The organism is Bacteroides sp. AF34-31BH, from assembly GCF_003602795.1.
Classification (GTDB): domain Bacteria; phylum Bacteroidota; class Bacteroidia; order Bacteroidales; family Bacteroidaceae; genus Bacteroides; species Bacteroides uniformis.
Genome location: NZ_QTLV01000002.1, coordinates 85,963 through 109,639 on the forward strand (window position 1 = coordinate 85,963; position 23,677 = coordinate 109,639).

A 23,677-nucleotide genomic window follows, 5' to 3' on the forward strand; every position below is an offset into this window, starting at 1 on the left:
TTCTTGGTATTTAAAAGTTATTTGGTTTTCATGGAAGCTTTGATGAGGTAGAATATCAGAATGGCATAAGCACCCAGCGCCAGCACTTCGGACCAGGTGTTCTGCAACCATGCATCGTTTACGAGGTTGATTCCTCCGAAACGCATGGCAGCACTTGCCACACCCATCAATGCACCGCCGGCAATGAAACCGGAGGCAAGCAGGGTACCTTTCTCCCCGCGTTCGGCATTGAGAGCGGCATCCTTGCTGCGGCTGGTCACGTACCAGTTGATGGCACCGCCCACTACCAACGGAACATTCAGTTCCAATGGGATGAACATACCCAATGCAAATGCCAGTGCGGGAATCTTGCAGAAATTGAGGATGACGGCCAGCACTGCACCGATGCCGTAGAGCAGCCAAGGAGCACCCACACCGTTCATCAGAGGTTCGATAACGGCCGCCATGGCATTGGCTTGCGGAGCGGCCAGCTGTCCGCTGGTGAAACCGTATGTCTTGTTCAGGATAATCATTACACCACCTACGGTAGCGGCAGAAACGATGGTTCCGAGGAACTTCCAGGTCTCCTGCTTGGCAGGCGTGCTACCCAGCCAGTAACCGATTTTCAAGTCTGTGATGAAGCCTCCCGCCATGGACAGTGCCGTACATACAACACCGCCCATCACCAGTGCCGCAACCATCCCTTCGGGACCTTTCAGCCCTACGGCTACCATGACTACGGATGCCAGGATTAATGTCATCAGCGTCATTCCGGATACGGGGTTTGTGCCCACAATCGCAATGGCATTGGCTGCCACGGTGGTGAACAGGAAAGCGATACCTGCAACAAGCAGGATAGCTACAATGGTATGTGTCAAGTTGCCCTGCATCACATCGAAGTAGAAGAAGAGAACAACCAGCAGCAGCGTGATGATGGAACCGATGGCGATAATCTTCATGGAGATGTCCCGCTGTGTGCGTTTCACACTGGCTTCCACGTTGGACTTACCTCCCATTTCCTTGGCAGCCAGTCCTACGGCACTCTTGATGATGCCCCAAGACTTGATAATGCCGATGATACCTGCCATGGCAATGCCACCGATACCGATGCTCTTGGCATAGTATTTGAAGATTTCTTCCGGAGCCATAGCGCCTATGGTTGCCGTGATTTCGGGGTTCCATTGGTTCAGTACGGAATCTCCCCAAATCATGGACATACCGGGGATGATAATCCACCATACGGCCAGTGAGCCGGCACAGATGATGGACGCGTATTTCAGTCCCACAATATAACCCAGACCGAGCACGGCAGCACCCGTATTAACCTTGAATACCAGCTTGGCTTTCTCGGCCAGCATTTCGCCGAAGCCGCATACGCGGGTAGTGAAATTCTCGTTCCACCAGCCGAAGGTTGCCACGATGAAGTCGTATAGACCTCCGATAATACCAGCCATGAGTAATGGTTTTGCCTGGCTGCCGCCCTTTTCACCGGAGACGAGCACTTGTGTGGTGGCTGTCGCCTCGGGGAAGGGATACTTGCCGTGCATGTCGCTCACGAAATATTTGCGGAAGGGGATAAGGAAAAGAATACCCAGCACACCTCCCAGCAGGGAACTGATAAAGACTTGTGCAAAGGTGACGGTGATTTCTTTCGGATAGGTCTCTTGGAGAATATAGAGTGCCGGAAGGGTGAAGATGGCACCTGCCACGATGACGCCCGAGCTGGCACCGATAGACTGGATAATGACGTTTTCGCCCAATGCGTTTTTGCGTTTGGCGGCACCCGATACGCCGACGGCAATGATGGCGATGGGGATGGCGGCTTCGAATACTTGTCCCACCTTCAGCCCCAGATAGGCGGCTGCGGCCGAAAAGAGGATGGCCATCAGAATACCCCATGTCACCGACCAGGCATTTACTTCTGAATACTTCTTATCCGGGCTCATCAGAGGGTTGTACACTTCTCCCGGTTTCAATTCACGGAACGCATTTTCCGGTAGTCCGGTAATAGGTTCTTCTTCTTGTTTCATAGGTTTTGTAGTTTTATGTTTTTCTTTAATAGACTTCAAAGATAGTGCAAACCGAATGCAGGATAAAATGAGCAAGCTCATTATTATTCTGCTGAGGTGCAGCCTATCTTCGCATTTTAGGCAAAGAAAGCAAAAAAAAAGGAGATTTAAAAAAATCTCCTTAATTCTGTATGGTAAAATGCTTATTTGGCATCTTTAACGGTCATGTCCCCTTCGATAAATAATCGCATGATTTCCGTTTTGGCATTGGTGCGCAGGGTAATGGATTTCTTGAAGTGTCCGGGGTATCTTCCGGTTCCATTATAAGTTACTTTCACTGTTCCAGTCTTTCCCGGTGCTATCGGTTCTTGTGAATATTCGGGAACGGTACATCCGCAGGAAGCTACAGCCTGATGGATGACAAGCGGAGCATCGCCTACGTTCGTAAACTTAAAGGTGTAGCTGACCACAGGACTGTTTTCGGAGAATGTGCCGAAGTTGTGGGTGGTCTGTTCGAATTTGATGTCTGCCTTTCCTTGTGCATAGGCATAACCGATGCTCATAACCAGCAGCATCATATAAAAAACGACTTTCTTCATGTTCTTATCTTTTTTATATTTCAACGGCGCAAAGGTAACCCATTTTCATTAAAATAATGCCTATGGCGTGCGAAATTGTATTAAATCGGGCTCAAAAGGTCTCTGTACGAATGATAAGCAGGGAAAAATAGGGGAAGCGGATGGTCGCTATCCGCTTGCTGTCATTGATATACTTCTCTTCCGGAGTGCCTACATTCTCAAAATAGTGATACCGGTATTCGGGATGCAGGCGGATGCAGCGGTGAATCTCATCGGTGCATCTGGACAGCTTCATGATGACAACCGCACTGTTTTCGCTTGTCAGTTTCTCTATCTCTTCTGTCGTAGTAATGCCGGGTATCACCGTCAGCCGCTCTTCCTGGCTGGCCACATGGAGCCCGCCCAGTGCGCCGGCGGCAATGAAGGCGGGGATACCGGGGATGTGCTTCACGGGGATGCCGTCTGCCTGCAGTTTGTCATATACATAATGTATGGAAGAGTAGAATCCGGCATCTCCTTCGGCAACGATACAGACCTTCTTTCCTTGTTGCCGGAGGGTGGAGCTCTCCATATAGACCTCGTCGTAGGCGCTCAGGGCTTTTTCGCGCTGTTTGCTCATGGGGAGTGGAAAGCGGTGCACCGTGTTTTCCGGAATGTCGAGTTGCAATAGGATGTCGGCTGCGCGTGAAACTCTGTTTCCATCTTTGGCCAGTGTCTCGGGACAGAATATACAGTCGGCTGTCTGCAGGGCTTTCAAGCCTTTTACGGTAATCAGTTCCGGTTCGCCGGGACCGAGAGATACAAATATGACGGGGAACATTTGCATGAAGACATTAAAGGTTAAAAATTAAAGAACAGCAAAACGGCTACAAAAGTGGGGAAATAATCAGTAGCAAACAAGATATTCGCTATCTTTGTTATTTACTAAAACAATCTGTTTTTTATGGATTATCAACTGAACACCCGCTTGAATGGCAACATAGCCATGACTTCCAGCTACCATGAGCGTGCGTCGCTGCAACGTGACAAGACTCTGTATAAATTCATTTGGGTACAGAGCGGTACGCTGACTCTGGAAATAGACCATATCCCCATGCGCCTGGAAAAGGATGAAATCGTGACCTTGACCCCGTTGCATCACCTGGAGGTAAAAGAGGTGGACGGTGAATACCTGACGTTTGTATTCAACAGCAATTTTTATTGCATCTATGGACATGACAACGAGGTCTCTTGCAATGGATTCCTTTTTTATGGCTCTTCCAAGGTGATGAAACTGGCACTTTCTGCCGGGCAGTCTTCCAACTTGCATGACATAGTCCGCATTTTCCGGCAGGAATCGGTCATCCATGACAACTTGCAGGAGGAGATGCTGCGGATTGTCTTGAAACGTTTCATCATTACCTGCACACGCATTGCGCGCCAGCGTTTTGGGGTGGGGCAGGAGAAGGAAAAGACGTTTGACATCATCCGGCAGTATTACGTATTAGTGGACCGGCATTTCAAGGAGAAGAAGCAAGTGCAGGATTATGCCGATATTCTTTGCCGTTCTCCCAAGACACTTTCCAATCTGTTCTCGACCTGCGGGTTGCCTTCCCCTTTACGGGTGATTCATGACCGCATTGAGGCAGAAGCCATGAGATTGCTGCTGTATACCCACAAAAGCGCTAAGGAAATCAGCTCCATTCTGGGCTTCGAAGACTTGTCCGCGTTCAGCCGTTTTTTCAAGAAAATGACCGGCGAGAGTGTCTCGGACTACCGGAAAAGAGTGAAACGGGAAGAATTGCCAACTGTTGCGGAATAATTGCCATTTCGTACGTGGTGGAAAACAAGGAACTTTGCAAAAACAAAAATCAAGTCATATTACTGAAACCATTTAAAAAGTAGAACAAAGATGAAAACGAAATTGCAAAACTTGTTTATGGCTGCGTTGACGCTGGCCGCTTCCACTCAAAAGTTGGGTGTTAATTTGATTCGTGTAGCCATCCTGGTTATTTTCGTATGGATTGGTGGGTTGAAATTCTGGAATTATGAGGCTGAAGGGATTGTCCCTTTTGTGGCGAACAGCCCGTTCATGAGCTTCTTTTATACAAAGAGTGCCCCGGAGTACAAGGAGTATAAGCTGAAAGAGGGCGAGTTCAATGAGGCGAAACATCAGTGGCACGTGGAGAACAATACGTATGGTTTCTCCCACGGTCTGGGCATTCTGATTATGGCCATCGGCATCCTGACATTTCTGGGGATATTCTCTCCGAAAATCGGACTGGCGGGAGCCGCACTTGCCATTGTCATGACGATGGGTACCCTCTCTTTCCTGGTGACAACCCCTGAGGTGTGGGTGCCCGACTTGGGAAGCGGGGAGCACGGCTTTCCGTTGCTGACGGGGGCAGGGCGCTTGGTCATCAAGGATACGGCCATTCTTGCCGGTGCCATTGTCGTACTGTCTGACAGTGCAAAAAGAGTATTGAACCAATTAAGGAAATAGACGTATGAAACAGTATGATGCCATTATCATCGGATTCGGCAAAGGCGGAAAGACGCTGGCTGCCGAGTTGGCAAAACGGAAGCTGGACGTTGCCGTAGTGGAGCGTTCGGAAAAGATGTACGGAGGGACATGTATCAATATCGGTTGCATTCCCACAAAAACATTGGTGCATGCGGCAAAGCATGCGGACAAAGACGCTTCTTGGGAGGTCAAGAAGGCATACTATCGTCAGTCCATTGCAAGGAAGGAAGAGGTCGTCTCTTTCCTGCGTCAGAAGAACTATCACAATCTGGCCGACAATCCTCATATAACGGTCTATACGGGTATCGGCTCCTTTGCAGGTCCGGATGTGGTGGAAGTTGGGATGGTGGAAGGGACATTACAATTGCAAGCTCCCCGGATATTCATCAATACGGGTGCCGAAACCGTCATTCCACCGATAGAGGGGATACAAGGTAACCCACGGGTATATACCAGCACCTCCATTATGGAACTGACTGAGTTGCCGGCACAGCTCGTCATTGTAGGTGGGGGATACATCGGACTAGAATTTGCTTCCATGTATGTTTCATTCGGTTCGCAAGTCACGGTGCTCGAGGGCTCTTCCGAACTGATATCCCGGGAGGACCGGGACATTGCGGACAGTGTCCGGGAGGTATTGGAACAGAAAGGAATCGTTTTCAGGCTGAATGCACGCGTGCAGTCCGTGAAAGACTCTGACGTCATTTACCGGGATGCGGTCACGGGAGAGGAACATCAGTTACACGCAGATGCCATCCTGCTGGCTACCGGCCGGCGTCCGAATACGGCTGGCTTGAATCTGGCGGCGGCAGGTGTAGAGGTGAATGAGCGCGGTGCCATTGTGGTGGACGACTATTTGCAGACTACCAACCCCAAGATACATGCTATCGGTGATGTAAAGGGCGGTTTGCAGTTTACCTACATTTCTTTGGATGATTACCGCATTCTGCGCGAAGACCTTTTCGGGGCGGGAGAACGCAAGGTATCCGACCGTGACCCGGTGAGCTATTCGGTATTCATCGACCCGCCGCTTTCACGCATCGGGCTGAGCGAAGCGGAAGCACGCAAGAAGGGATTGAATATAAAGGTCAACAAGCTGCCGGTAGCCGCCATTCCGCGTGCCAGGACTTTGGGCGATACGAACGGACTCTTCAAGGTAGTGGTAGATGCCGATACGGACAAGATTTTGGGCTGCACGTTGTTTGGGCCGGAATCGAGTGAAGTCATCAACCTGGTGGCAATGGCTATGAAGACCGGGCAGGAATATACCTTCCTCCGTGATTTTGTCTTTACACATCCCAGCATGAGTGAAGCACTGAATGACTTGATGGGCTTTTAAAGATTATTTAGGCACAATATCCGTCAATTTGCAGGAAGAGCATTTGCGTATCTCCCCAAAAATGACGAATATTGTGCCCGAATTCTATAAACCCCAATAGTCATGACCCGGATATCTGCCATAGGCATTGCACTGCTGTGCATTTTATGCGTAACCTCTTGCGGCTTAAAATCAAGACAGACTACTACCGAATCTTCTTCCGAAACGGGCTATTCTCCGGTTACGACAGACACGGCAGCTACCATTGTACCGTGCTATGCCAAAGGCTATACGGTGAAATATCTTCCGCACCATGTCCGTCTGGTGGATATACACGACCCTCAAAAAGAAAGCAGCAGCACTTTCCACTATGCGCTGGTACCGAAAGGCATAAAGCCTGTCGGCATACCGAGCGACTATACGGTGATTGAAACGCCGGTAGAGCACGTCATGTGTATGACATCCCTGCAACTTTCCAACTTCATCCGTCTGGATGCCTGCGATTATGTGGTGGGCATCACCAGTACGCGCCATCTCTTCAACAAGGAGATGAACGACCGTTTGAAGTCCGGCGAGACCGTGAAGATTGGTATCGAAGGGAACTTTGATAATGAAGTGATAATGAGCATGAATCCGGATGTTATCTTTATCTCTCCTTTCAAGCGGGGTGGATATGATGCCATGCGGGAAATCGGTATTCCACTGGTTCCCCATTTGGGATATAAGGAGATGACTCCGTTGGGGCAGGCTGAATGGATAAAATTCATCGGCATGTTCATTGGCCGGGAAGTGGAGGCGAATGAAAAGTTTGCTGCGATAGAGAAGCGCTATAACGAATTGAAGGAACTGGCTGCCAACGTGAAGAAGCGTCCGGTGGTATTCAGCGGCGAGATACGGGGTGGCAACTGGTATGCAGTGGGAGGAAAGAGCTTTCTTGCCGAACTGTTCCGTGATGCCGGTGCGGATTATTTCTTGAAAGACGACCCCCGTTCGGGAGGTGTCACGCTGGACTTTGAAACCGTATACAGCCAGGCGGAGAGTGCCGACTACTGGCGCATTGTCAACAGCTATGACGGGACATTCACGTATGATGCCTTGAAGTCCCTTGACCCGCGTTATGCCGACTTCCGTGCGTTCCGTGAGAAGGGAGTGGTATACTGCAACATGCGTGAGAAACCCTTCTACGAAAGTATGCCCATGCAGCCCGAAATTGTATTGGAAGACTTGATACATGCTTTCCATCCCGATTTGTTGCCTGACTATAAACCGACTTACTACGAACTGCTGAAATGATAAAAAGACCCGTACTTCCGTTGATGTTGCTGACACTGGCATCTATCTTTCTTTTTTTCCTGCTGAACCTGCTTTTGGGGTCGGTTCACATTCCTCTGCGCTCCGTGTGGAACATATTGTGGGGAAATACGGATGAATCCGTTATTTGGCAGAATATTATCTGGAAGTCCCGCGTGCCCCAAGCGTTGACGGCATTGGTGGCGGGAGCAGGGCTGTCAGTCAGCGGTCTGCAGATGCAGACGGTGTTCCGCAATCCGCTGGCAGGGCCTTCGGTATTGGGCATCAGTTCAGGTGCCAGCCTGGGTGTGGCTTGTGTGGTATTGCTGTCCGGGGCGATGGGCGGTGTGGCATTGAGCCGTTTGGGGTATATGGGCGAGGTTGCCTTGTCGGTTGCCGCCATTATCGGTGCGCTGGCTGTGATGGCGCTCATTGTCTATGTCTCCCAGAAGGTGAAGGGCAACGTGACGCTGCTGATAATCGGTGTGATGATAGGCTATGTGGCAAGTGCCGTCATCGGCGTATTGAAATATTTCAGTGTGGAGGAAGATATACGTGCATATGTCATTTGGGGATTGGGTAGCTTTGCCCGTGTTTCGGGCGACCAGATGGTGCTGTTTGTCTGCATCATGGCTGTGCTGCTTCCGTTGTCCTTCCTGCTGATAAAGACGATGAATCTGTTGCTGCTGGGCGATGGCTATGCACGCAATCTGGGACTGAACATCAAGCGGGCACGCCTGCTGGTTATCTCATGCTCCGGTGTGCTGGTGGCTATTGTAACGGCCTATTGCGGTCCGATTATGTTTATCGGGTTGGCGGTTCCCCATCTGTGCCGTGCCATCTTCCACTCTTCGGACCATCGGGTGCTGATGCCTGCCACATTGCTGGTAGGCGCTTCCCTGGCATTGGTCTGCAATCTGATAGCCCGTATGCCCGGCTTCGAGGGAGCTTTGCCGGTCAACTCGGTGACGGCACTGGTAGGTGCGCCGGTAGTGGCTTCTGTACTTTTTAGAAAACGGAAAGGAGAATTGAATGAATAAGGAAACCATACATATAGAGAATCTTTCCATCGGTTACCCCGGTAAGGGGGATGTGAAAGTGGTGGCAGACGGCATTTGCGCCGGAATCAACAGTGGTGAGCTGACTTGCTTGTTGGGAGCTAATGGAGTGGGGAAGTCCACGCTGCTCCGTACGTTGTCTGCCTTCCAGCCAAAACTTGGAGGAAACATATTTATTGAAGGAAAAGAGATTGGGGACTATACCGACAAGCAGCTTTCGCGCGTCATTAGTGTGGTGCTGACAGAGAAGTGCGATATACGCAATATGTCCGTCGTAGAACTGATAGGTCTGGGGCGCAGCCCCTACACCGGTTTCTGGGGAACCCTTTCGAAAGAGGACAAGACTGTGGTGGACAAATCTATCGCCCTGGTAGGCATTCCACATCTGGCACACCGCATGGTGCATACGCTGAGTGACGGTGAACGGCAGAAGGTGATGATAGCCAAGGCGCTCGCCCAGGAAACTCCCGTCATCTATCTGGATGAACCGACAGCTTTCCTTGATTTTCCCAGTAAAGTAGAGATGATGCAACTGCTTCACCAGCTCAGCCGGCAAACGGACAAGACGATTTTCCTTTCTACTCACGACCTGGAACTGGCCCTGCAGATAGCGGACAAAATATGGCTGATGGACAAGGTGAACGGCGTAACTATCGGTACTCCCGAGGACCTTTCGTTGAACGGCAGCCTGAGCAACTTCTTTGCCCGTAAGGGTATTGCCTTTGATTTGGAAACGGGACTGTTCAGGGTAGCCAATGAATATACCTCCCAGATACGCTTGGCGGGCCACGGGCAGAAGTATGCCATGGTGCGCAAGGCACTCCAGAGAAACGGGATTCTGGCAAACCGGAATGTTGAATCGGAGATCTATATCGAAACCGGAGATTTGAAGGGAGACGGCAGCTTCGTATTCCATCGACCGGGCAAGGAGCCGGTAACGGTGTACTCCATTGAGGAATTGCTGCAAATAGTCTTGTCATTCCATTCCCTATGATGCACCATTCTGCAAAGGATAATTATGTCCACTTAACGACGACTCCGGTCCCCCGGCTGATTACGTCATTGGCTGTGCCGACCATCATCAGCATGCTGGTGACGTCCTTCTACAACATGGCAGATACCTATTTTGTGGGTAAAATAAATACCCAGTCTACGGCTGCCGTAGGTATCGTGTTTTCTGTGATGTCCATTATCCAGGCTGTGGGATTCTTCTTCGGTCATGGTTCGGGGAACTACATCTCCCGTAAGTTGGGGGCGCAGGAAACGGAGAGTGCCGAGAAGATGGCATCCACCGGCTTCTTTTTTGCCTTGTTTATCGGAGCGGCTCTGGCTGTGTTGGGATTGTTGTTCCTTACACCGCTTTCCCTTGCTTTGGGGTCGACGCCTACCATTCTTCCGTATACGGAGCGCTATTTGGGAATCATTCTGCTGGGTACTCCTTTTATGACCGCCTCATTGGTGCTGAATAACCAAATACGTTTTCAAGGTAATGCGGCGTATGCCATGGTGGGGATTGTGAGCGGGGCGGTCATCAACGTGGTGCTCGACCCTATCCTGATTTTTGTATGCGATATGGGCATATCCGGTGCCGCACTGGCCACAGTAGTCAGCCAGATATGTAGTTTCATCCTTTTGCTATATATGGGGCGCAGAGGAGGAAATATACGTATACGTTACAGAAACTTTACGCCTACACTGGCTTTCATCAAGGAAATTATTGGAGGTGGAACTCCGTCACTCACCCGGCAGGGACTGGCAAGCGTGGCAACCATTTTGCTGAACGTGGCGGCCGGTGCATATGGTGACGCAGCTATTGCAGGGATGTCCATTGTGACGCGTATCTCTATGTTTATCAATGCTTTCCTGATTGGCTTCGGGCAAGGCTTCCAACCGGTATGCGGATTCAATTATGGTGCCGGGCTGTATGCCAGAGTGCGCCAAGGATTCTGGTTCTGTGTGAAGGTAGGCTTTTTCTTTTTGCTGGTTTGTGCGGTGGCAGGTATGGGATATGCCGAGGAGATTGTCTCCATCTTCCGCAAGGGAGACCCTGCTGTTGTAGCTACCGGTGCGGCAGCATTGCGCTGGCAGTTCATCACCTATCCGTTGGGTGCATGGATTGTGGTCAGCAACATGATGTTGCAGACTATCCGCAAGCCCGTACGCGCTACGATACTTTCCTCTGCCCGTCAAGGGCTGTTCTTCATCCCCCTCATCTTCATTCTTCCTTATTTCTTAGGACTGAAAGGGGTGGAGATGTGCCAGGCGGCGTCGGACATGCTGACCTTCTTCCTCGCCATTCCATTGACCTGCGGGGTGCTGGCGGAGATGAAGAGGAAGGAGGCGGAACAACTGCAACAGCGGCAATCTTGAAGTTTCTGCGTCCCTATTCAATTTTCACGGGAACTATCGGTTGCCGCTTCACTTTATCGAGGGGAGCTGCATGGTACTCGATGCGCCCGAAGTCTATCTGTCTCAAATCAATGCTTCTGATTGTACTGTTGTACATGGTGCGATAGTAGATGATACCGTTTGTCATATCTGTGGCCGATGTCCATTGGGTGGCACTTGGAATATTGGCAGGAACCTGGCCGAGGGGAAACTCGATGCCTACGGGTATATCAAAGTTATTCAGTATCTGAAAACATTGGAGAACGGTTTCCTGTGCGGTATTCTGTGGTGGTGTAGAAGTCTGGTAGAAAGCGGCACGGATAAAGCGGGAAGGGGGAGTCACATCTCCCGGAATTCCCAAAAAGCCGCTTCCCGAACCGAAAGGGGCTATAGTTACATTGCCCAGCGATTTGCTTTCGGCACTGCCCGGGTAGAGGTTCACATAATTGTTTAAGTTGGTCATCTGCCAGTCAAAGCCGGGGGAGTTTGTCAATACTCCCAGTTTGTTTTCATAGAAACGGGGCTGTCCGTCGATGAACTCCAATACCAGTTGGCGGCCGGTCTTGTCTGCAATCCGCCAATGTACGGTGGAGGCGCGCGGGTCAATGGCTATGACCGTCACATTTTCAATAGCCTCCTTTACCTCGTCCACAGTAGAAAAGCTTCCCAACAGCCATGATACCAATTGTAAATCGGCTATGCTCGACGCTTTTCGTGTGGGGGCGTACTCCTCATATTTGCCATATCCGGGAAAGTAGAACAGCCCGGCGGAGAGCCCGGCTTCATTCAGACCTTCGGCCACGAACTCCTTTTGCTCCACTGCCAGGCCTACGTAGCCATAGCGTGAGGTGAACTCCATGCCGGACAGACTGCCTCCGGGTGTCAGTGATTGTTGCGAATAACCGCGCGGTACGATGACGTACTGGCTGTTCAGCTCACTGCCTCCCCATTCGATGGTGCGGGCTACGACGTGCGCATTGTCTTTGGCCGTCAGGGTGATACCGGTACATGCCTCTGCTGTTTGAGGGGCGAAGGTGAGGGCTGTCATTGCAGCCAGCAGGATAGGAATTCTTTTTGCCATATTATTCAGTTTATATTGTTGAGTATCTGTTTGTATACTAAACAACTCTGTATGGCAAAATGTTCCCTTACCAGAACCGGTACCCCAGCGTAAAGAATGCGGCGAAGTTCTTGGGAAAATATCCTCCTTCTTCCGAATGACCTATCATCTGGTTTATCTGCTCATTGACTTTTACCAGTCCCACTTGTGTCTCTGCACCGATGATGAATCTTCTGTATTCAAAAGTAAGTCCCAGGGCAATACCTGCATCGAAACGGTTGTTACCCATTTTCCCGTCTACCATACTGCCGAAAGTGTCTATCTTGAACTGGTATCCTCCCTGCATACTGCTGCTGCTATAATCGTAGGTCTCGCCGGAGGTCTTGCCTGCCACGCCTATGGCCGCATAAGGGCCGACGCTCAGCGAGGCATGATAATCCCTGCCCAGATGGAGGCGGGCCGCTATCATGAGGGGGATTTGCAGATACAGTTCATGCATTTTGGCCTTGCCGATGTGGCTTATCTCGTCTTTACCGCCGATGGACACGAACTCCAATGCGGATTGCAGCACCCAGGTCTTGTTGAGGACATATTCTGCACCGACACCAGCTTTGTAAGCTATTTGGGTGTCACTACTGGAGTGTTTTCCATGAAAATGGGAGGTACCGATTCCTGCTTTTGCATGAAAGGACAGCGGGCTTTGTGCCAGACCGGTCAGTACGGTCATTGCCATACAGACGGTAATGATTATCTTCTTCTTCATGAGTAAATTTTTCCGTTTTCGGTTATGAGTAATATTGTTAGTTCGCCATTGGGCAGTAAGGGGGCACAGTGCCGGTGACAGAGCTTAATCAGTGCCTTGCCAAACTTTTCCAGCAGCTCTTCGGGAATGATGTCCCAGAGTTCGCGCGCCAGGTTCATCTGTCCGATGGCGGCAAGTGTTTCTTCGCTGCATCCCGTCTGGCGTGCCAGGTCTTGGATGAATACCTTGTTCATGGTCACTTTCTTGCTGTGGGTATCCAGATTGCCTTCGGCCAGTTTCACGGCCTTTCCCATCATCACGCCGAGGGTGACGTGCGGTACTTGCTCTTCGGCTGCTATTTTCAAGGTTTCGCCGATAAAGTTGCCGTAATGCACGAAAGCCTGGGTGGGGAGGTCGGGATAATACGCCTTGATGAAACGTTCGCTCTTTGCGCCGGAGCTGATGACGATACGAGGGCTCCGGGTTGCCTTTGCCACTTCCATGGACTTCCGGATGGAATTGACGAAGGCTTCCGAGGAGAATGGCTTCACGATGCCGGAGGTCCCGATAATGGAAATGCCTCCTTCGATACCGAGGCGGGGATTGAAGGTGCGTTTGGCTATCTCTTCTCCACCGGGGATGGAGATGGTAATGAGAATAGGATTGGGCTGTTTGGCAATATGGAGGCGTTCAAGCCATAGCTTGACGTTCTTCTTTATCATTTCGCGCGGGGTATCGTTGATGGCAGAGCTACCGAGCTCAAGTCCCAGACCGGGCATGGTGACGACACCTACGCCTTCGCCGCCGCAGATGATGATGTTGTAGTCGTCCTGGGGAGTGTCTTCCGGCAGCGGGTCGTCTATGCGGAAAGGTATGGCTATATTGGCCACAACTTTCATCCCGTTGGTGATGTCCGGGTCGTCGCCGGCATCCTTGATGACGGTAGCGCTTGTCTCGAACATGCCGTCACCGTTTTCCAGAAGGTCGGAGTGGGGAGTATGGTGCTGAGGCTCTACGGGAACCTGGATGGTTTCTCCGTTGGGAAGGACTACCGGAAATTCCGTAGGACGCTTTTTGAAGTAGATATTGAATACATCCCAGGTGGCGGCTACGGCAGCAGCAGCGGCACATGTTCCGGTGGTCAGTCCGCTGCGCAGGGGGAAGAAGTCGGGTAAATGTTTCTCGACTATGCGGCGCAGGCCATGCTCGCCGTTTACACAGATAAACTTGCCGGATGTCTCGGGACGGCGGATGGCAAAGATGCGTATACCCAGTTGCCGGGCAGCTTCCACCTTCTCGCAGAATCCGCCGGATATCCCGCTTTCCTTGAGGAGGATGGCTTCGGGATGAAGCTGTTTCATTAGGACTTGCTCGTCTTCTCCGGGCGTGTAGTAGTAGAGGTTCTTCTCGGAGAAGCCCTGTTCCCGGGCGAGCTTGCGCGAGCTGTCACGGTCGAGGATGCGGAAGTAACAGCAAGCATTCTGCCACAAAGGCTTCAGCTTACCTATGGTCTGTACGCCGGTCAGTGCAAGTAAGATGAAAATCTTTTCTTTCTGTATCTTCTCGATGGCATCATCATAATCCCTGCACCAGGTGATGTGTTCTTCATCGCGTTCCGGGAAGATACGCTCGAAACGGATGACGGGGATATTCGATTTCACGGAGACTTGTTCCAGAGTCTCATGCAACTGTGTGGCAAAGGGGTGTGCGGCGTCTATCAGCAGCTTTATGTGATGCTGTGCACAGAATGTTTCTATTTCTATTGCATCCATCGCGCCTTGCAGGCGGATGCCATTATGCAGAAGTACGTCCTGCTCATCCCCTTTGGTAGAATAGTAGAAAGTTTTTCCGGCTTCTTCAAGGGTTTGGATGGCTATGCGTCCTTCGGTGGTTCCGCCAAATATTAATATCATGTTTGAATGGTTATGGGTGATTAATCGTTGATTTATTTCCGGTACAGATGCTTGAACTCGTGTGCATAGAGCCGTGACAGACCTTCGCGGTTGCCGATGGCTTCGCCTACGACAATCATGGTTGTCAAGGTGAGGTTATTTTCCTTCACTATCCTGGCAAGGTCTTTGAGTTCCCCCCTGAATATTTGTTCGTCTTTCCATGTCAAGTGGTAGCAGACAGCTACGGGGGTAGTTTCCGGATACTCCTGCAACAGCTCTTCCTGCACCTGCTTCGCAATGCCTGCACTGAGGAAGATGCACATGGTACTTTGTGAGCGTGCCATGAGATGTAGCTTTTCGCGTTCGGGCATGGGCGTGCGTCCTTCGCCGCGTGTTAGGATGATGCTTTGCACTTTTTCCGGAATGGTGAACTGCGACTTCAAGGCAGCTGCTGCCGCCTGGAAGGAGGATATGCCGGGGGTGATGTGGTAGCTCATACCGTGCTGGTCAAAGTAGTTCATCTGTTCCTGAATGGCACCATAGATACATGGGTCACCCGTATGCAGGCGTACGATGAATTTTCCCTTGTCATAGAACTTCTTCATCACTTCAAATTGTTCCTCCAAATCCATGGAAGCGGAGCTGAGTACGGTAGCTCCAGCCTTGGCACAGAGAGTCAGCTCCCTGGGAACGAGACTGCCGGCATACAGAATGAGGTCGGCGCGTTCCAGCATTTGGCGTCCGCGTACGGAAACCAGGTCCGGGTCGCCCGGGCCGGCACCCACTATTTCGATGTGGCCCTGGCGCACAGTTCTTATGTCGAGGGCGGCGGCCACGGTATAGTTCTCTCCTTTCTTCTTGGGCACCAGCAGCCGGGAGTTGTTTGCACTCAGCAAGGCGGCGGCTTCGCTGACGCTGGGGGTACCCATGTGCTTCATGACGGTTTTACTGGGATGGGGCACCTCTATCTCTGCCAGTTCCTCGGCTGTATAGAAGTAGACCGGGAACTTCTTTTGGAGCGCTTTCACTACCGGTTCGTCACTTTTGGCTTTAATCGTGGAGATGGAGGCGATGCTTTGGGGCATGATGCCGTATTCCTTCAGTGTGTTCATAATCTCTTTCTCCACTTTCCGCACGGGACCTGCCAGCCGGGCAAGGCCGATGCCGAGGTGTACGACACAGGGCACGTAGCATATCATAGGCATTTCCGGGAAGTTGGGGACTTGGGGAGATACGCACAGAATCAGTTTGAAGCGTGAAGGTTTAATGTCCTGCACCCGGTAGAATACTTCTACATGAGGCGGCAGGTGCGCCTCCATCCAGTCCGTGCCTTCATTGCGCACCGTGAGCAGCAGGGCGGTGGGCTTGCCGGAAACGAAGAGGCTGATATGCTCGTTCATGCATACTCTTTTTTTCTCTTCGGGCGTCTTGGCAAGTTCTGCCAACAGGAGGGTGGAGGGCTCGGCGTTGATGACCGGAAACCACCCGAAACGTTGGGGCAGGGTATCGAGTCCCCATAGACCGGTGCAGTCGCTTTGCGTGGTGACTACCGGTTCGGCCCCGAGGATATTCGCTACCTGGTGGGTCAGTTCGTTGGCTCCTCCGATGTGTCCGGAAAGTACGGAGATGGCAAATTTACCGGTACTGTCCACGCAAACCACGGCAGGGTCGGTATATTTGTTCTTCACGCAAGGAGCGATGGTGCGGACACAGATTCCCATGGCGCCAATGAAGACAAAGGCATCATAGCGGTTGAAGTTTTCCGCCGTAAATTTGCCGGCGGATTCTATATGTGTGCATCCCTCTTCGTGCCTGAGGGTGAAGATTTCGGAGTCGGGAAGTTCGTTGAGTAGTGATTGGGCTATGCTCAAACCGGCTTCGGAGATTAGAATAATAGCTGTTTTCATAATGGGTATGTTTAAGAAAGCGTGGCTTTCATAATTTCAATGGGGTTATATTCGTTCAAGGCGATATGGGTGGAAGGGTGGAGCACCATTCCGTTCCGCTCGATTCCTCGGAGGAACGCCTCCTTGCTTTCTGCCGATACGGAGTTGAAGACGATGCAACCTTCGGGGTGCAGCATTTGTTTCACCTTCTCTATCATTTCTTCCAGGTGTCCGCCGTGTCCGCCGATGAAGACAGCATCGGGACGGGCAAAGGGAGTGAGGTCGGTGTGCAGGAAATCTCCGGTTACCGCCGTAATGCCCGGCGCGCCGAAGCGGCGGGAGTTGGTGTCCATCAGCTCTTTTCCTTCGGGACGTATCTCAAAGGAGATGACGGCGAGATGGGGGAATTGCAAGCGGGCTTCGATGGAGACGGAACCGGTACAGAAACCGATGTCCCAGAAGACGCGGCGGCGGTTCAGTTCCAATGCCTGCAGGGTGAGCAGGCGGATGGGGGCCTTGGTTATCATGCGGGCGCGTCCGTCAAGATGTGCAAACTTCTCATCGGGGATGCCGAAGGGACGGACTGGAAAGTCCGGAGCTTGTACGCTGCCGTGCAGGGAGGTTGTGCGGCATTGCCTGGGATGGCTGACAAGCAGCAGGCAGTTAGGATGTTCGAAGTCGCCGGCAACCGCTTCCTGGGGTGTCATCCGGCGTATGCGTTCCTTTTCGGGATTGCCGAGATGCTCGCCGATGTATAGTGTGTAGTGAGAGTATCCATATTCCAGTATGCGGGCGGCAATGGTGACCGGGGTATGTTCGCGGTCGGTGAGGATGCCTATTTTGGGGGCACGCTCTATGAGGGCACGGTCGAACTCCTGCCAGGGGCGTCCTGTCAGGGAGACGGTGCGCATGTCGTCATACGGCATGACGAGGCGGTGTGCCAATGTCTGCAAGGAATTGAAAGCGGGATAGAGCAGAATGTCTGCCTCGGGAAGCTTGCGCTTTATGGTATTGGCAAAACCGAAGAACAACGGGTCACCGGACGCGAATACAATGATGGAGTCGTCCGTAGCCGTCTCTTCGAAGCGGGTAAATATTTCTTCATAACGGGAAAAGACGCGGTCCAGCGGCACGGTGATGGAAATCCATTCGGCCCCGGCAGGCAGCAGAGGACCGACAATCTCCTTATGCCGTATGCCACCGGAGAAAACCTTCCCCTTCCGTATCTGCGCCAGTGCTTCCGGTGGAAAGAAGGGGGAACGGTTGTCATCCATTCCTATGATTATAAATCTGTGTTTCATTCAACGGGTAATCTTATGAAAATATCAAGTAATGTAAAGGGGCATAACAAGTAATGTTATCGGTCGTAACAAGTAATGTTATGGAATGTCTTTTTTCACTTACACATCCCTGCCCGGGCGCAACTGCTCCGCATCGTTGTAGCACAACACGGAGTTCACCAGCGTGGCAGCCAAGTTGCTGCCTCCCTTACGTCCTTCTACGATAATCTTGGGTATTTCCGTAAAGGGTTTCACCATGTGTTTGGACTCTTGCACATGCACAAAGCCTACCGGTGCGGCAACAATGCCCGCCGGATGTGCCTTGCCCTTACGTATCAGGTCGCAGAGTTCCATAAGTGCCGTAGGTGCATTGCCGAATACAAAGAAAGCATCGGGATGCTCCTCCACAGCCAGGCGGATGCCTGCCTGAGTACGGGTGATGCCTTTCTCTGCAGCCATCGTCGCCGTGCGCGGGTCGCCGAGGTAACATTTCACCTCTATGCCCAGCCGCTGCAAAGCTCCTTTGCGGATACCGCTGGCTGCCATCGTGACGTCTGTGACAATGGTCTTGATTTCGCCTTTCTCGATGGCTTGATACAAGGAAGCCACGGCACCTTCGTCCGTATGCAGCAGATGCTCCATTTCAAAATCGGCGGTGGTATGTATGGCATGGAGTAAAGCCCATTTATGGTCGAGGGGAATATGCTTGTTCTTCAGTTCCTTTTCGATGGTACGGAAACTACGAATCATGATGTCTTGCCCGATGCCCGTGGCTTCGGTATTCGTGTCCCGGTAATAGCCGCGCGGAGTGATGAAGGCTCCGTTCCATTCGTAGGACTGTGAGTTGCCTATCAATACGACTGTAAACATATCCACCTCTTCGGGATTGAAATCTCCCAGCGTGGTGATGTGTACCGCTTGTTCCGGGCGTCCTGCCTGGCGTACATATCCTACGGGTGTTTCCGGTGAGCGTCCTTCCTGCAGAAAGAGTTCTTTCAAGCGGTAAAGCTGCCAGTAGCGTCCTTCACTTTTGGGGTTGTAGACTGCCGTCACGAAGTCGGCGGCAGCGGCTGCGGTGATACGTCTTTCAATACGCTCCCAGGGAGTCATCAGGTCCGAAAGGGAGATGACGCAGAAGTCATGTCCTACGGGAGCTCCCAGCAGTGAGGCTGCCTTTTGGAAAGCGCTGATGCCCGGCAGCGAAACGATTTCCACGTCGCTGTTCCTTTCCCGCTTCATCTCGTAGACAAGCGGCGTCATACCATAAATGCCCGCATCCCCGGAACTGATGACGCAGACCGTCTTTCCCTGCTCCGCCAGCTCGAAAGCCTGCTCGGCACGGGCGCGCTCACGCTTCATGCCGGTATCTATGCATGCTGTTGAGGGGTGGAGATAAGGGATTACAAATTGGAAATAATACTTATATCCCACCACTACATCTGATTCTTGCAAAGCGGAAATTACGGCGGGAGTCATATCCGATTCATTGCCCGGTCCGATGCCGGCAACAATTATTTTGGGGTGTTTCATATCCATATGTTCTATTGGCATACAAAGATAGAACTTATATTTGATGAAACCGAAAAAACTCTGCGCTAATCCGCGTAATCTGTGGTGAATCCTTATTGTCTAAACCTGTAAGTGCCGGTATTCGCTCGGAGTATAGCCTACGTTCTTCTTGAACACGCGGTTGAAGTGCTGCGAATACTGGTATCCCAGCTCATAGGCAATCTGGCTGACTGTCTTCCCGCTTCCTATAATCATTTCTTTGGCCAGGTCGATGATTTTGTTCTGGATATATTCCTGCGCCGTCTTTCCGGTTTCCTTCTTCACCAAATCTCCGAAATAGTTGGAGGAGAGGAACACTTTGTCTGCGAAGTATTTCACGGAAGGCAGTCCTTCGGTCTGCGGTTTGTCGCTCTGGAAATAGTCGTCTATCAGTGCTTCGAATTTCATCAGGATGTCTTTGTTGGCTGCCGAGCGGGTGATGAACTGGCGTTCGTAGAAACGCATGCAGTAGTCCAGCAGCAGTTCGATGTTGCGTGCAATCAGACCCTTGCTGTGCTTGTCGATGGGGCGTTGGATTTCCATCTTAATCTTCTTCAGACAGTCGAGGAAGATTTCTTTCTCGTCTTCGGACAAATGCAGTGCCTCGGTAGAGGAATAGGAAAAGAAGGAATACTGCTTTATTCCCTGTCCCAGCGAGGTGCCTTTTATCAGGTCGGGGTGGAACAGCAGGCCGGAGGCGCTGGGCTGCATACCTTCCAGCATGTTGACCTCGGTCACCTGGCCCGGGGCGAAGCTGGTTACCGTGCCTTCCTGGTAATCGTAATACTGTTTTCCATAGCGTATGTCTCCGCATTTGGTGTTTTTGAGGAAAAGGGCGTATACGCCATAGTTCAAGGTGAAATGCCTGGGATATCCGGTGGCTTCGGACAAATCGACTACGCTGACCAGCGGATGCAGGGTTTCGAGACCGAACATCTTGTTGTATTGGTCTACAGCATTGAGCTTGATTACTTCTTCCATAAACGTTCCTGTTAGTTTTGTACAAATGTAGAGAATAATCCGGAAAGTTCCATATCGTAGGAGGAGGAATCCGTAATATGGTTACAAATGTCCGTAATCTGTGTACATAGAAAAGAGCTACACCCTTTGTCCGGGATGGTGTAGCCATCCGGAGCAAAGGGTGTAGCCTTGGTATGTAAAAGGTGTAGCCCTTTTACGCTTGCTGGTTATCAATCTTTTAGCATGGCTTTGATGTGTTCCATATAGAGCTGGCGGATGGCTTTGTTTTCGCCCAGTCCCTGCATGCGTACATTCACTTGATAGCCTTGCTTTTCAAGTTCCGTCTTCCACACGCCGGCAATGTCTTCCTTGGTATGGTTGCCGCATACCAACAGCAACGGAACCAATGTCACGCTCTTGGGGCGTGTCTCTTTCAGTTGCAGCAGGGTTGCGTCCAGGGTAGGGTATCCTTCAATGGTGCTGACGTGGAAGTTCTTCAGTCCATGGGCTTTCATCATGAAGTCGAGCATGGCGTAAGTAGCCGTGCTGGGTAGCTGGTTGCCGTGCCCCACATAGACAATGTCTTCTTTCTTTCCCGGCTGTTCGGCGGTCAGTATGTCGATTACCTTCTCGCAATCTTCGACGGAGTAGAGCAGGGGATTCCCCACTTTTATCTCCTTGAAGAAGGGACGGAGCTTGTCTGCATCCCTGCGGACGGAGGTCATCTCACTGCCTTCTATCAAGGTGGTACTCTGGACGTAGATGGTCCGGTAGCCTTCGGCGCGAAGTTTCAGCAGTGCATCCGTAGGGCTGTCTTTGTACACGCCCTCTTTGGCAAGTCTTTTTCGTACAATCGGCGAGATGTATGCTTCGCGCACTGTAAACTGCGGAAAGGCTTCTTGTGCCTCACGGGTCACGACGTCGAGCGTCAAGGCACGTGTCTGAGGGTCCGAACTGCCATAATGGGTGATGAGCAGAGCCGCCTTCTCCTCTTGTTGTGCGGAGGAGAAGAGGCTGATGCCGAGTAAATAGAGAGTGATGAAAAAATGTTTCATAATTGTTGTTGTTTCTAAAAGCGTTATGGAGAAATTATTTTAGTCTGAGTGCCAGGCTGACTACTACCGAACGTCCCGGAGAATACAAGGCGAAGTTCTTGTTCAGCGGGCGGTTGTCTTTCTTGTTGAAGATATTGTCTATGCCGATGCCCGGTTCGATGACAAAGTTGCGGAAGCCGTCGAAGGTATGGCGGGTATTGAGGTTCCAGATGCCGTAGCCCGGAGCATTGCCGTCCGCGTCGCCTGGATAGTAGACTTTGCTTTGCAGACGACCGTTCAGGTTGAGGTTCAAGGTATAGTCGCTCCAGCTGTGTGTATAGTTTCCGGTGATGGTGGCTGTATGGCGTATGCTGCGTTCGATGTTTTGCCATTCGCCTCCTTCGTTCAGACCGCGTCCATAGGCGTAGGTATAGTTTCCGGCCAGGGTGAAGCCCGGGAACAGATTGCCGTTCAAGTTCACTTCAAAGCCTTTGACGGTAGCTTTCTCGAAATTGAAGTAGTTCTTGACACTTAGGTTTTTCGTGGATGAAAGGTCACCGATTTCGGGGAACTCTTCACGCAACTGGTTCTGCTCTGCTTCCGGTAGGTCATCGAATTTAGTGGATTTGGAAGTTACCATGTTCTTTACATAGTTCAGATAGCCGGTGACGGAAGCACTGAAACGGTTGGTGCGGTATTCCATGTTGATGGAGTAATAGTTGCTGCGTTCGGGGTCGAGGTTCTCGTCACCCAATGAGATGGTGGCTCGTGTACCCATTGTCTTCTTGAACATGTGGTAGTAGAGCTCGTCAATTCCCGGAGCGCGGAATCCGGCAGCATAGGTGGCACGTACATTGAAGTTGCCTATGTTGTACATGGCTGCCACTTTGGGGGTGAAGCGTCCGCCCGTCTGTTCGTGATGGTCGTAGCGTACACCCACAACACCGGTCAGATGGTTCCATAGCTTCACTTCATGCTGGCCGTAGGCTGATGTCGTATAGACACTTTTGTCCAAATCGGAGTCGGGACGGCGGAGTACTTCACGGCGATAGTCTACACCGAACACCGTAGTGCTGTTGGTTGTAAAACCGAAGATACCTTTCAACTCGGCATCATGGAATTTCTGAAGCTTGGTAAGCGCATACTGTCCGGGCAGGTATCCGCTGTTTTCTATCAGGTATTTGTAGCGTGATGCGTAATTGTTTCCTGAATAGTCGAACTGGATAACGTTGCGTTTACTCAGTTTGTATTTGGCGCCTGCCCCCCAGTTGTAACCTTCGTAGGTAGTGTTGTACTTGCTTCCGCCGGTGATGTCTTCGCGTTCTACCGGACGTTCGAGTCCGCGGTTGTAGTATCCACCGTTGGCATAGAAGGAAAGCTGTTCCGTAGCATCATAGGTAAACTTCTGCGAAAAGTTATTCGAGCTGTAGCCCAGGGAGAGCGGGGCAATCGTTTCGATGATGTCTTCTCCGTCTTCTGTCAGACGGCTGTTTTGCCAACCGTCGGAGTGGTCGTATTTATAGGAAGTGTAGGACCCTATTTTTCCTTGGGCGATGTCCAGATTCAAGCCTTGGGAGAATTGATTCTTTCTCGTATAGCTGCTATTGCTGCTGAAGGCTACCACATCTTTAGGCTCGTTGGTAATGATATTGATTACACCGCCGATGGCATCCGAACCATAAAGGGAAGAAGCGGCTCCGTTCAGCACCTCGATGCGCTTGACGCGGGTCATGTCTATTTGGTTGAGGTCGATGTTACCGGTGATATCTCCCGTAACCTTGCGTCCGTTCACCAATATCAGTACGTGCTTGTTGGAGAGTCCGTTCATCATCAGATAGGAACCCATCGCGTTCGGACGGAAGGAGAGCGAGGGTACCATCATGGTCAAGGCCTGCTGGAAGTCGGTGATACCGGCACGCTTTATTTCGTTGGCAGTGATAACCGATACCGGAGACGGAGTGTTCTTCAGTCGCTGATGTGTACCCGTACCCGTTACTACGACCGGGTTCAACTCGTGAGTTTTCTTGGTCATATCGTCGCTGTCACCTTTTTCTGCTTGTGCATAGGCACCGGTGGCGATGATTCCTCCCATAAGGAGAGCTGTGAGAAGTCTTTGCTTTATCATATATTGTTTTATTTTATATAACGCTGC

19 protein-coding genes are annotated in these 23,677 nt (G+C 51.3%); 7 read left to right on the forward strand and 12 right to left on the reverse strand.

The annotated features are described in order from the left end of the window. Window positions 1-17 precede the first annotated feature (17 nt). From DWZ67_RS03930 to DWZ67_RS03940, 3 genes are all read right to left on the reverse strand, one after another. Complete coding sequence (locus DWZ67_RS03930) at window positions 18-2,009, reverse strand: OPT family oligopeptide transporter (protein ID WP_005829422.1); 1,992 nt, start codon at window positions 2,007-2,009, stop codon at window positions 18-20. Between the two features lie 182 nt (window positions 2,010-2,191). Continuing rightward, window positions 2,192-2,587 carry a DUF1573 domain-containing protein gene (locus tag DWZ67_RS03935; protein WP_120138370.1) on the reverse strand — a complete coding sequence of 132 codons (396 nt, stop codon included), beginning with the start codon at window positions 2,585-2,587 and terminating at the stop codon, window positions 2,192-2,194. Window positions 2,588-2,678: 91 nt separating this feature from the next. Then, window positions 2,679-3,386, reverse strand: coding sequence for a precorrin-2 C(20)-methyltransferase (locus DWZ67_RS03940; RefSeq protein WP_016273623.1), 708 nt, complete (start codon window positions 3,384-3,386; stop codon window positions 2,679-2,681). A 123-nt stretch (window positions 3,387-3,509) separates the two neighbouring features. Here DWZ67_RS03940 and DWZ67_RS03945 point away from each other — a divergent pair, with 123 nt between their 5' ends. From DWZ67_RS03945 to DWZ67_RS03975, 7 genes are all read left to right on the forward strand, one after another. Continuing rightward, window positions 3,510-4,367, forward strand: a complete 858-nt coding sequence (locus tag DWZ67_RS03945; RefSeq protein ID WP_005836651.1) for an AraC family transcriptional regulator — start codon at window positions 3,510-3,512, stop codon at window positions 4,365-4,367. A gap of 90 nt (window positions 4,368-4,457) precedes the next feature. Then, window positions 4,458-5,048 carry a DUF417 family protein gene (locus DWZ67_RS03950; protein ID WP_044468336.1) on the forward strand — a complete coding sequence of 197 codons (591 nt, stop codon included), beginning with the start codon at window positions 4,458-4,460 and terminating at the stop codon, window positions 5,046-5,048. Window positions 5,049-5,052: 4 nt separating this feature from the next. Continuing rightward, on the forward strand, window positions 5,053-6,408 hold the full coding sequence (locus DWZ67_RS03955; RefSeq protein WP_120138157.1) for an FAD-dependent oxidoreductase: 1,356 nt from the start codon (window positions 5,053-5,055) through the stop codon (window positions 6,406-6,408). A gap of 102 nt (window positions 6,409-6,510) precedes the next feature. Further along, on the forward strand, window positions 6,511-7,680 hold the full coding sequence (locus tag DWZ67_RS03960; RefSeq protein ID WP_120138159.1) for an ABC transporter substrate-binding protein: 1,170 nt from the start codon (window positions 6,511-6,513) through the stop codon (window positions 7,678-7,680). After that, the gene (locus DWZ67_RS03965; RefSeq protein ID WP_034529853.1) at window positions 7,680-8,717 is read left to right on the forward strand and encodes an iron ABC transporter permease; all 1,038 of its coding nucleotides are present in this window, start codon (window positions 7,680-7,682) and stop codon (window positions 8,715-8,717) included. The genes DWZ67_RS03960 and DWZ67_RS03965 overlap by 1 nt, the downstream gene beginning before the upstream one ends. Then, window positions 8,710-9,729: an ABC transporter ATP-binding protein gene (locus DWZ67_RS03970; protein WP_016273630.1), complete on the forward strand. Its 1,020-nt coding sequence runs from the start codon at window positions 8,710-8,712 to the stop codon at window positions 9,727-9,729. Before DWZ67_RS03965 ends, DWZ67_RS03970 begins: the two co-directional genes overlap by 8 nt. Further along, window positions 9,726-11,105, forward strand: coding sequence for an MATE family efflux transporter (locus DWZ67_RS03975; protein ID WP_005829402.1), 1,380 nt, complete (start codon window positions 9,726-9,728; stop codon window positions 11,103-11,105). The genes DWZ67_RS03970 and DWZ67_RS03975 overlap by 4 nt, the downstream gene beginning before the upstream one ends. Window positions 11,106-11,118: 13 nt before the next feature. Here DWZ67_RS03975 and DWZ67_RS03980 read toward each other — a convergent pair whose 3' ends face one another. The 9 genes from DWZ67_RS03980 to DWZ67_RS04020 form a co-directional block, all read right to left on the reverse strand. Then, window positions 11,119-12,204 (reverse strand): linear amide C-N hydrolase, encoded by a 1,086-nt coding sequence (locus DWZ67_RS03980; RefSeq protein WP_005836659.1) that lies wholly within the window; start codon window positions 12,202-12,204, stop codon window positions 11,119-11,121. 67 nt (window positions 12,205-12,271) lie between these two features. Continuing rightward, window positions 12,272-12,946, reverse strand: coding sequence for an outer membrane beta-barrel protein (locus tag DWZ67_RS03985; RefSeq protein ID WP_009038553.1), 675 nt, complete (start codon window positions 12,944-12,946; stop codon window positions 12,272-12,274). Next, complete coding sequence (gene cbiD, locus DWZ67_RS03990) at window positions 12,943-14,838, reverse strand: cobalt-precorrin-5B (C(1))-methyltransferase CbiD (protein WP_120138161.1); 1,896 nt, start codon at window positions 14,836-14,838, stop codon at window positions 12,943-12,945. The genes DWZ67_RS03985 and cbiD overlap by 4 nt, the downstream gene beginning before the upstream one ends. Before the next feature lie 32 nt (window positions 14,839-14,870). Beyond that, window positions 14,871-16,724: a precorrin-4 C(11)-methyltransferase gene (gene cobM / locus DWZ67_RS03995; protein WP_120138163.1), complete on the reverse strand. Its 1,854-nt coding sequence runs from the start codon at window positions 16,722-16,724 to the stop codon at window positions 14,871-14,873. A gap of 11 nt (window positions 16,725-16,735) precedes the next feature. After that, window positions 16,736-18,004 carry a precorrin-6y C5,15-methyltransferase (decarboxylating) subunit CbiE gene (cbiE, locus tag DWZ67_RS04000; protein WP_119958416.1) on the reverse strand — a complete coding sequence of 423 codons (1,269 nt, stop codon included), beginning with the start codon at window positions 18,002-18,004 and terminating at the stop codon, window positions 16,736-16,738. A 99-nt stretch (window positions 18,005-18,103) separates the two neighbouring features. Continuing rightward, window positions 18,104-19,513, reverse strand: a complete 1,410-nt coding sequence (cobJ, locus tag DWZ67_RS04005; protein ID WP_120138372.1) for a precorrin-3B C(17)-methyltransferase — start codon at window positions 19,511-19,513, stop codon at window positions 18,104-18,106. A 99-nt stretch (window positions 19,514-19,612) separates the two neighbouring features. Then, window positions 19,613-20,512: a helix-turn-helix domain-containing protein gene (locus tag DWZ67_RS04010; RefSeq protein ID WP_005836667.1), complete on the reverse strand. Its 900-nt coding sequence runs from the start codon at window positions 20,510-20,512 to the stop codon at window positions 19,613-19,615. Between the two features lie 209 nt (window positions 20,513-20,721). Continuing rightward, a complete protein-coding gene (locus DWZ67_RS04015; RefSeq protein WP_118696504.1) occupies window positions 20,722-21,546 on the reverse strand; it encodes a sirohydrochlorin cobaltochelatase in 825 nt (274 codons plus the stop codon). A gap of 34 nt (window positions 21,547-21,580) precedes the next feature. Next, window positions 21,581-23,650: a TonB-dependent receptor plug domain-containing protein gene (locus tag DWZ67_RS04020; protein ID WP_207888801.1), complete on the reverse strand. Its 2,070-nt coding sequence runs from the start codon at window positions 23,648-23,650 to the stop codon at window positions 21,581-21,583. Window positions 23,651-23,677 lie beyond the last annotated feature (27 nt).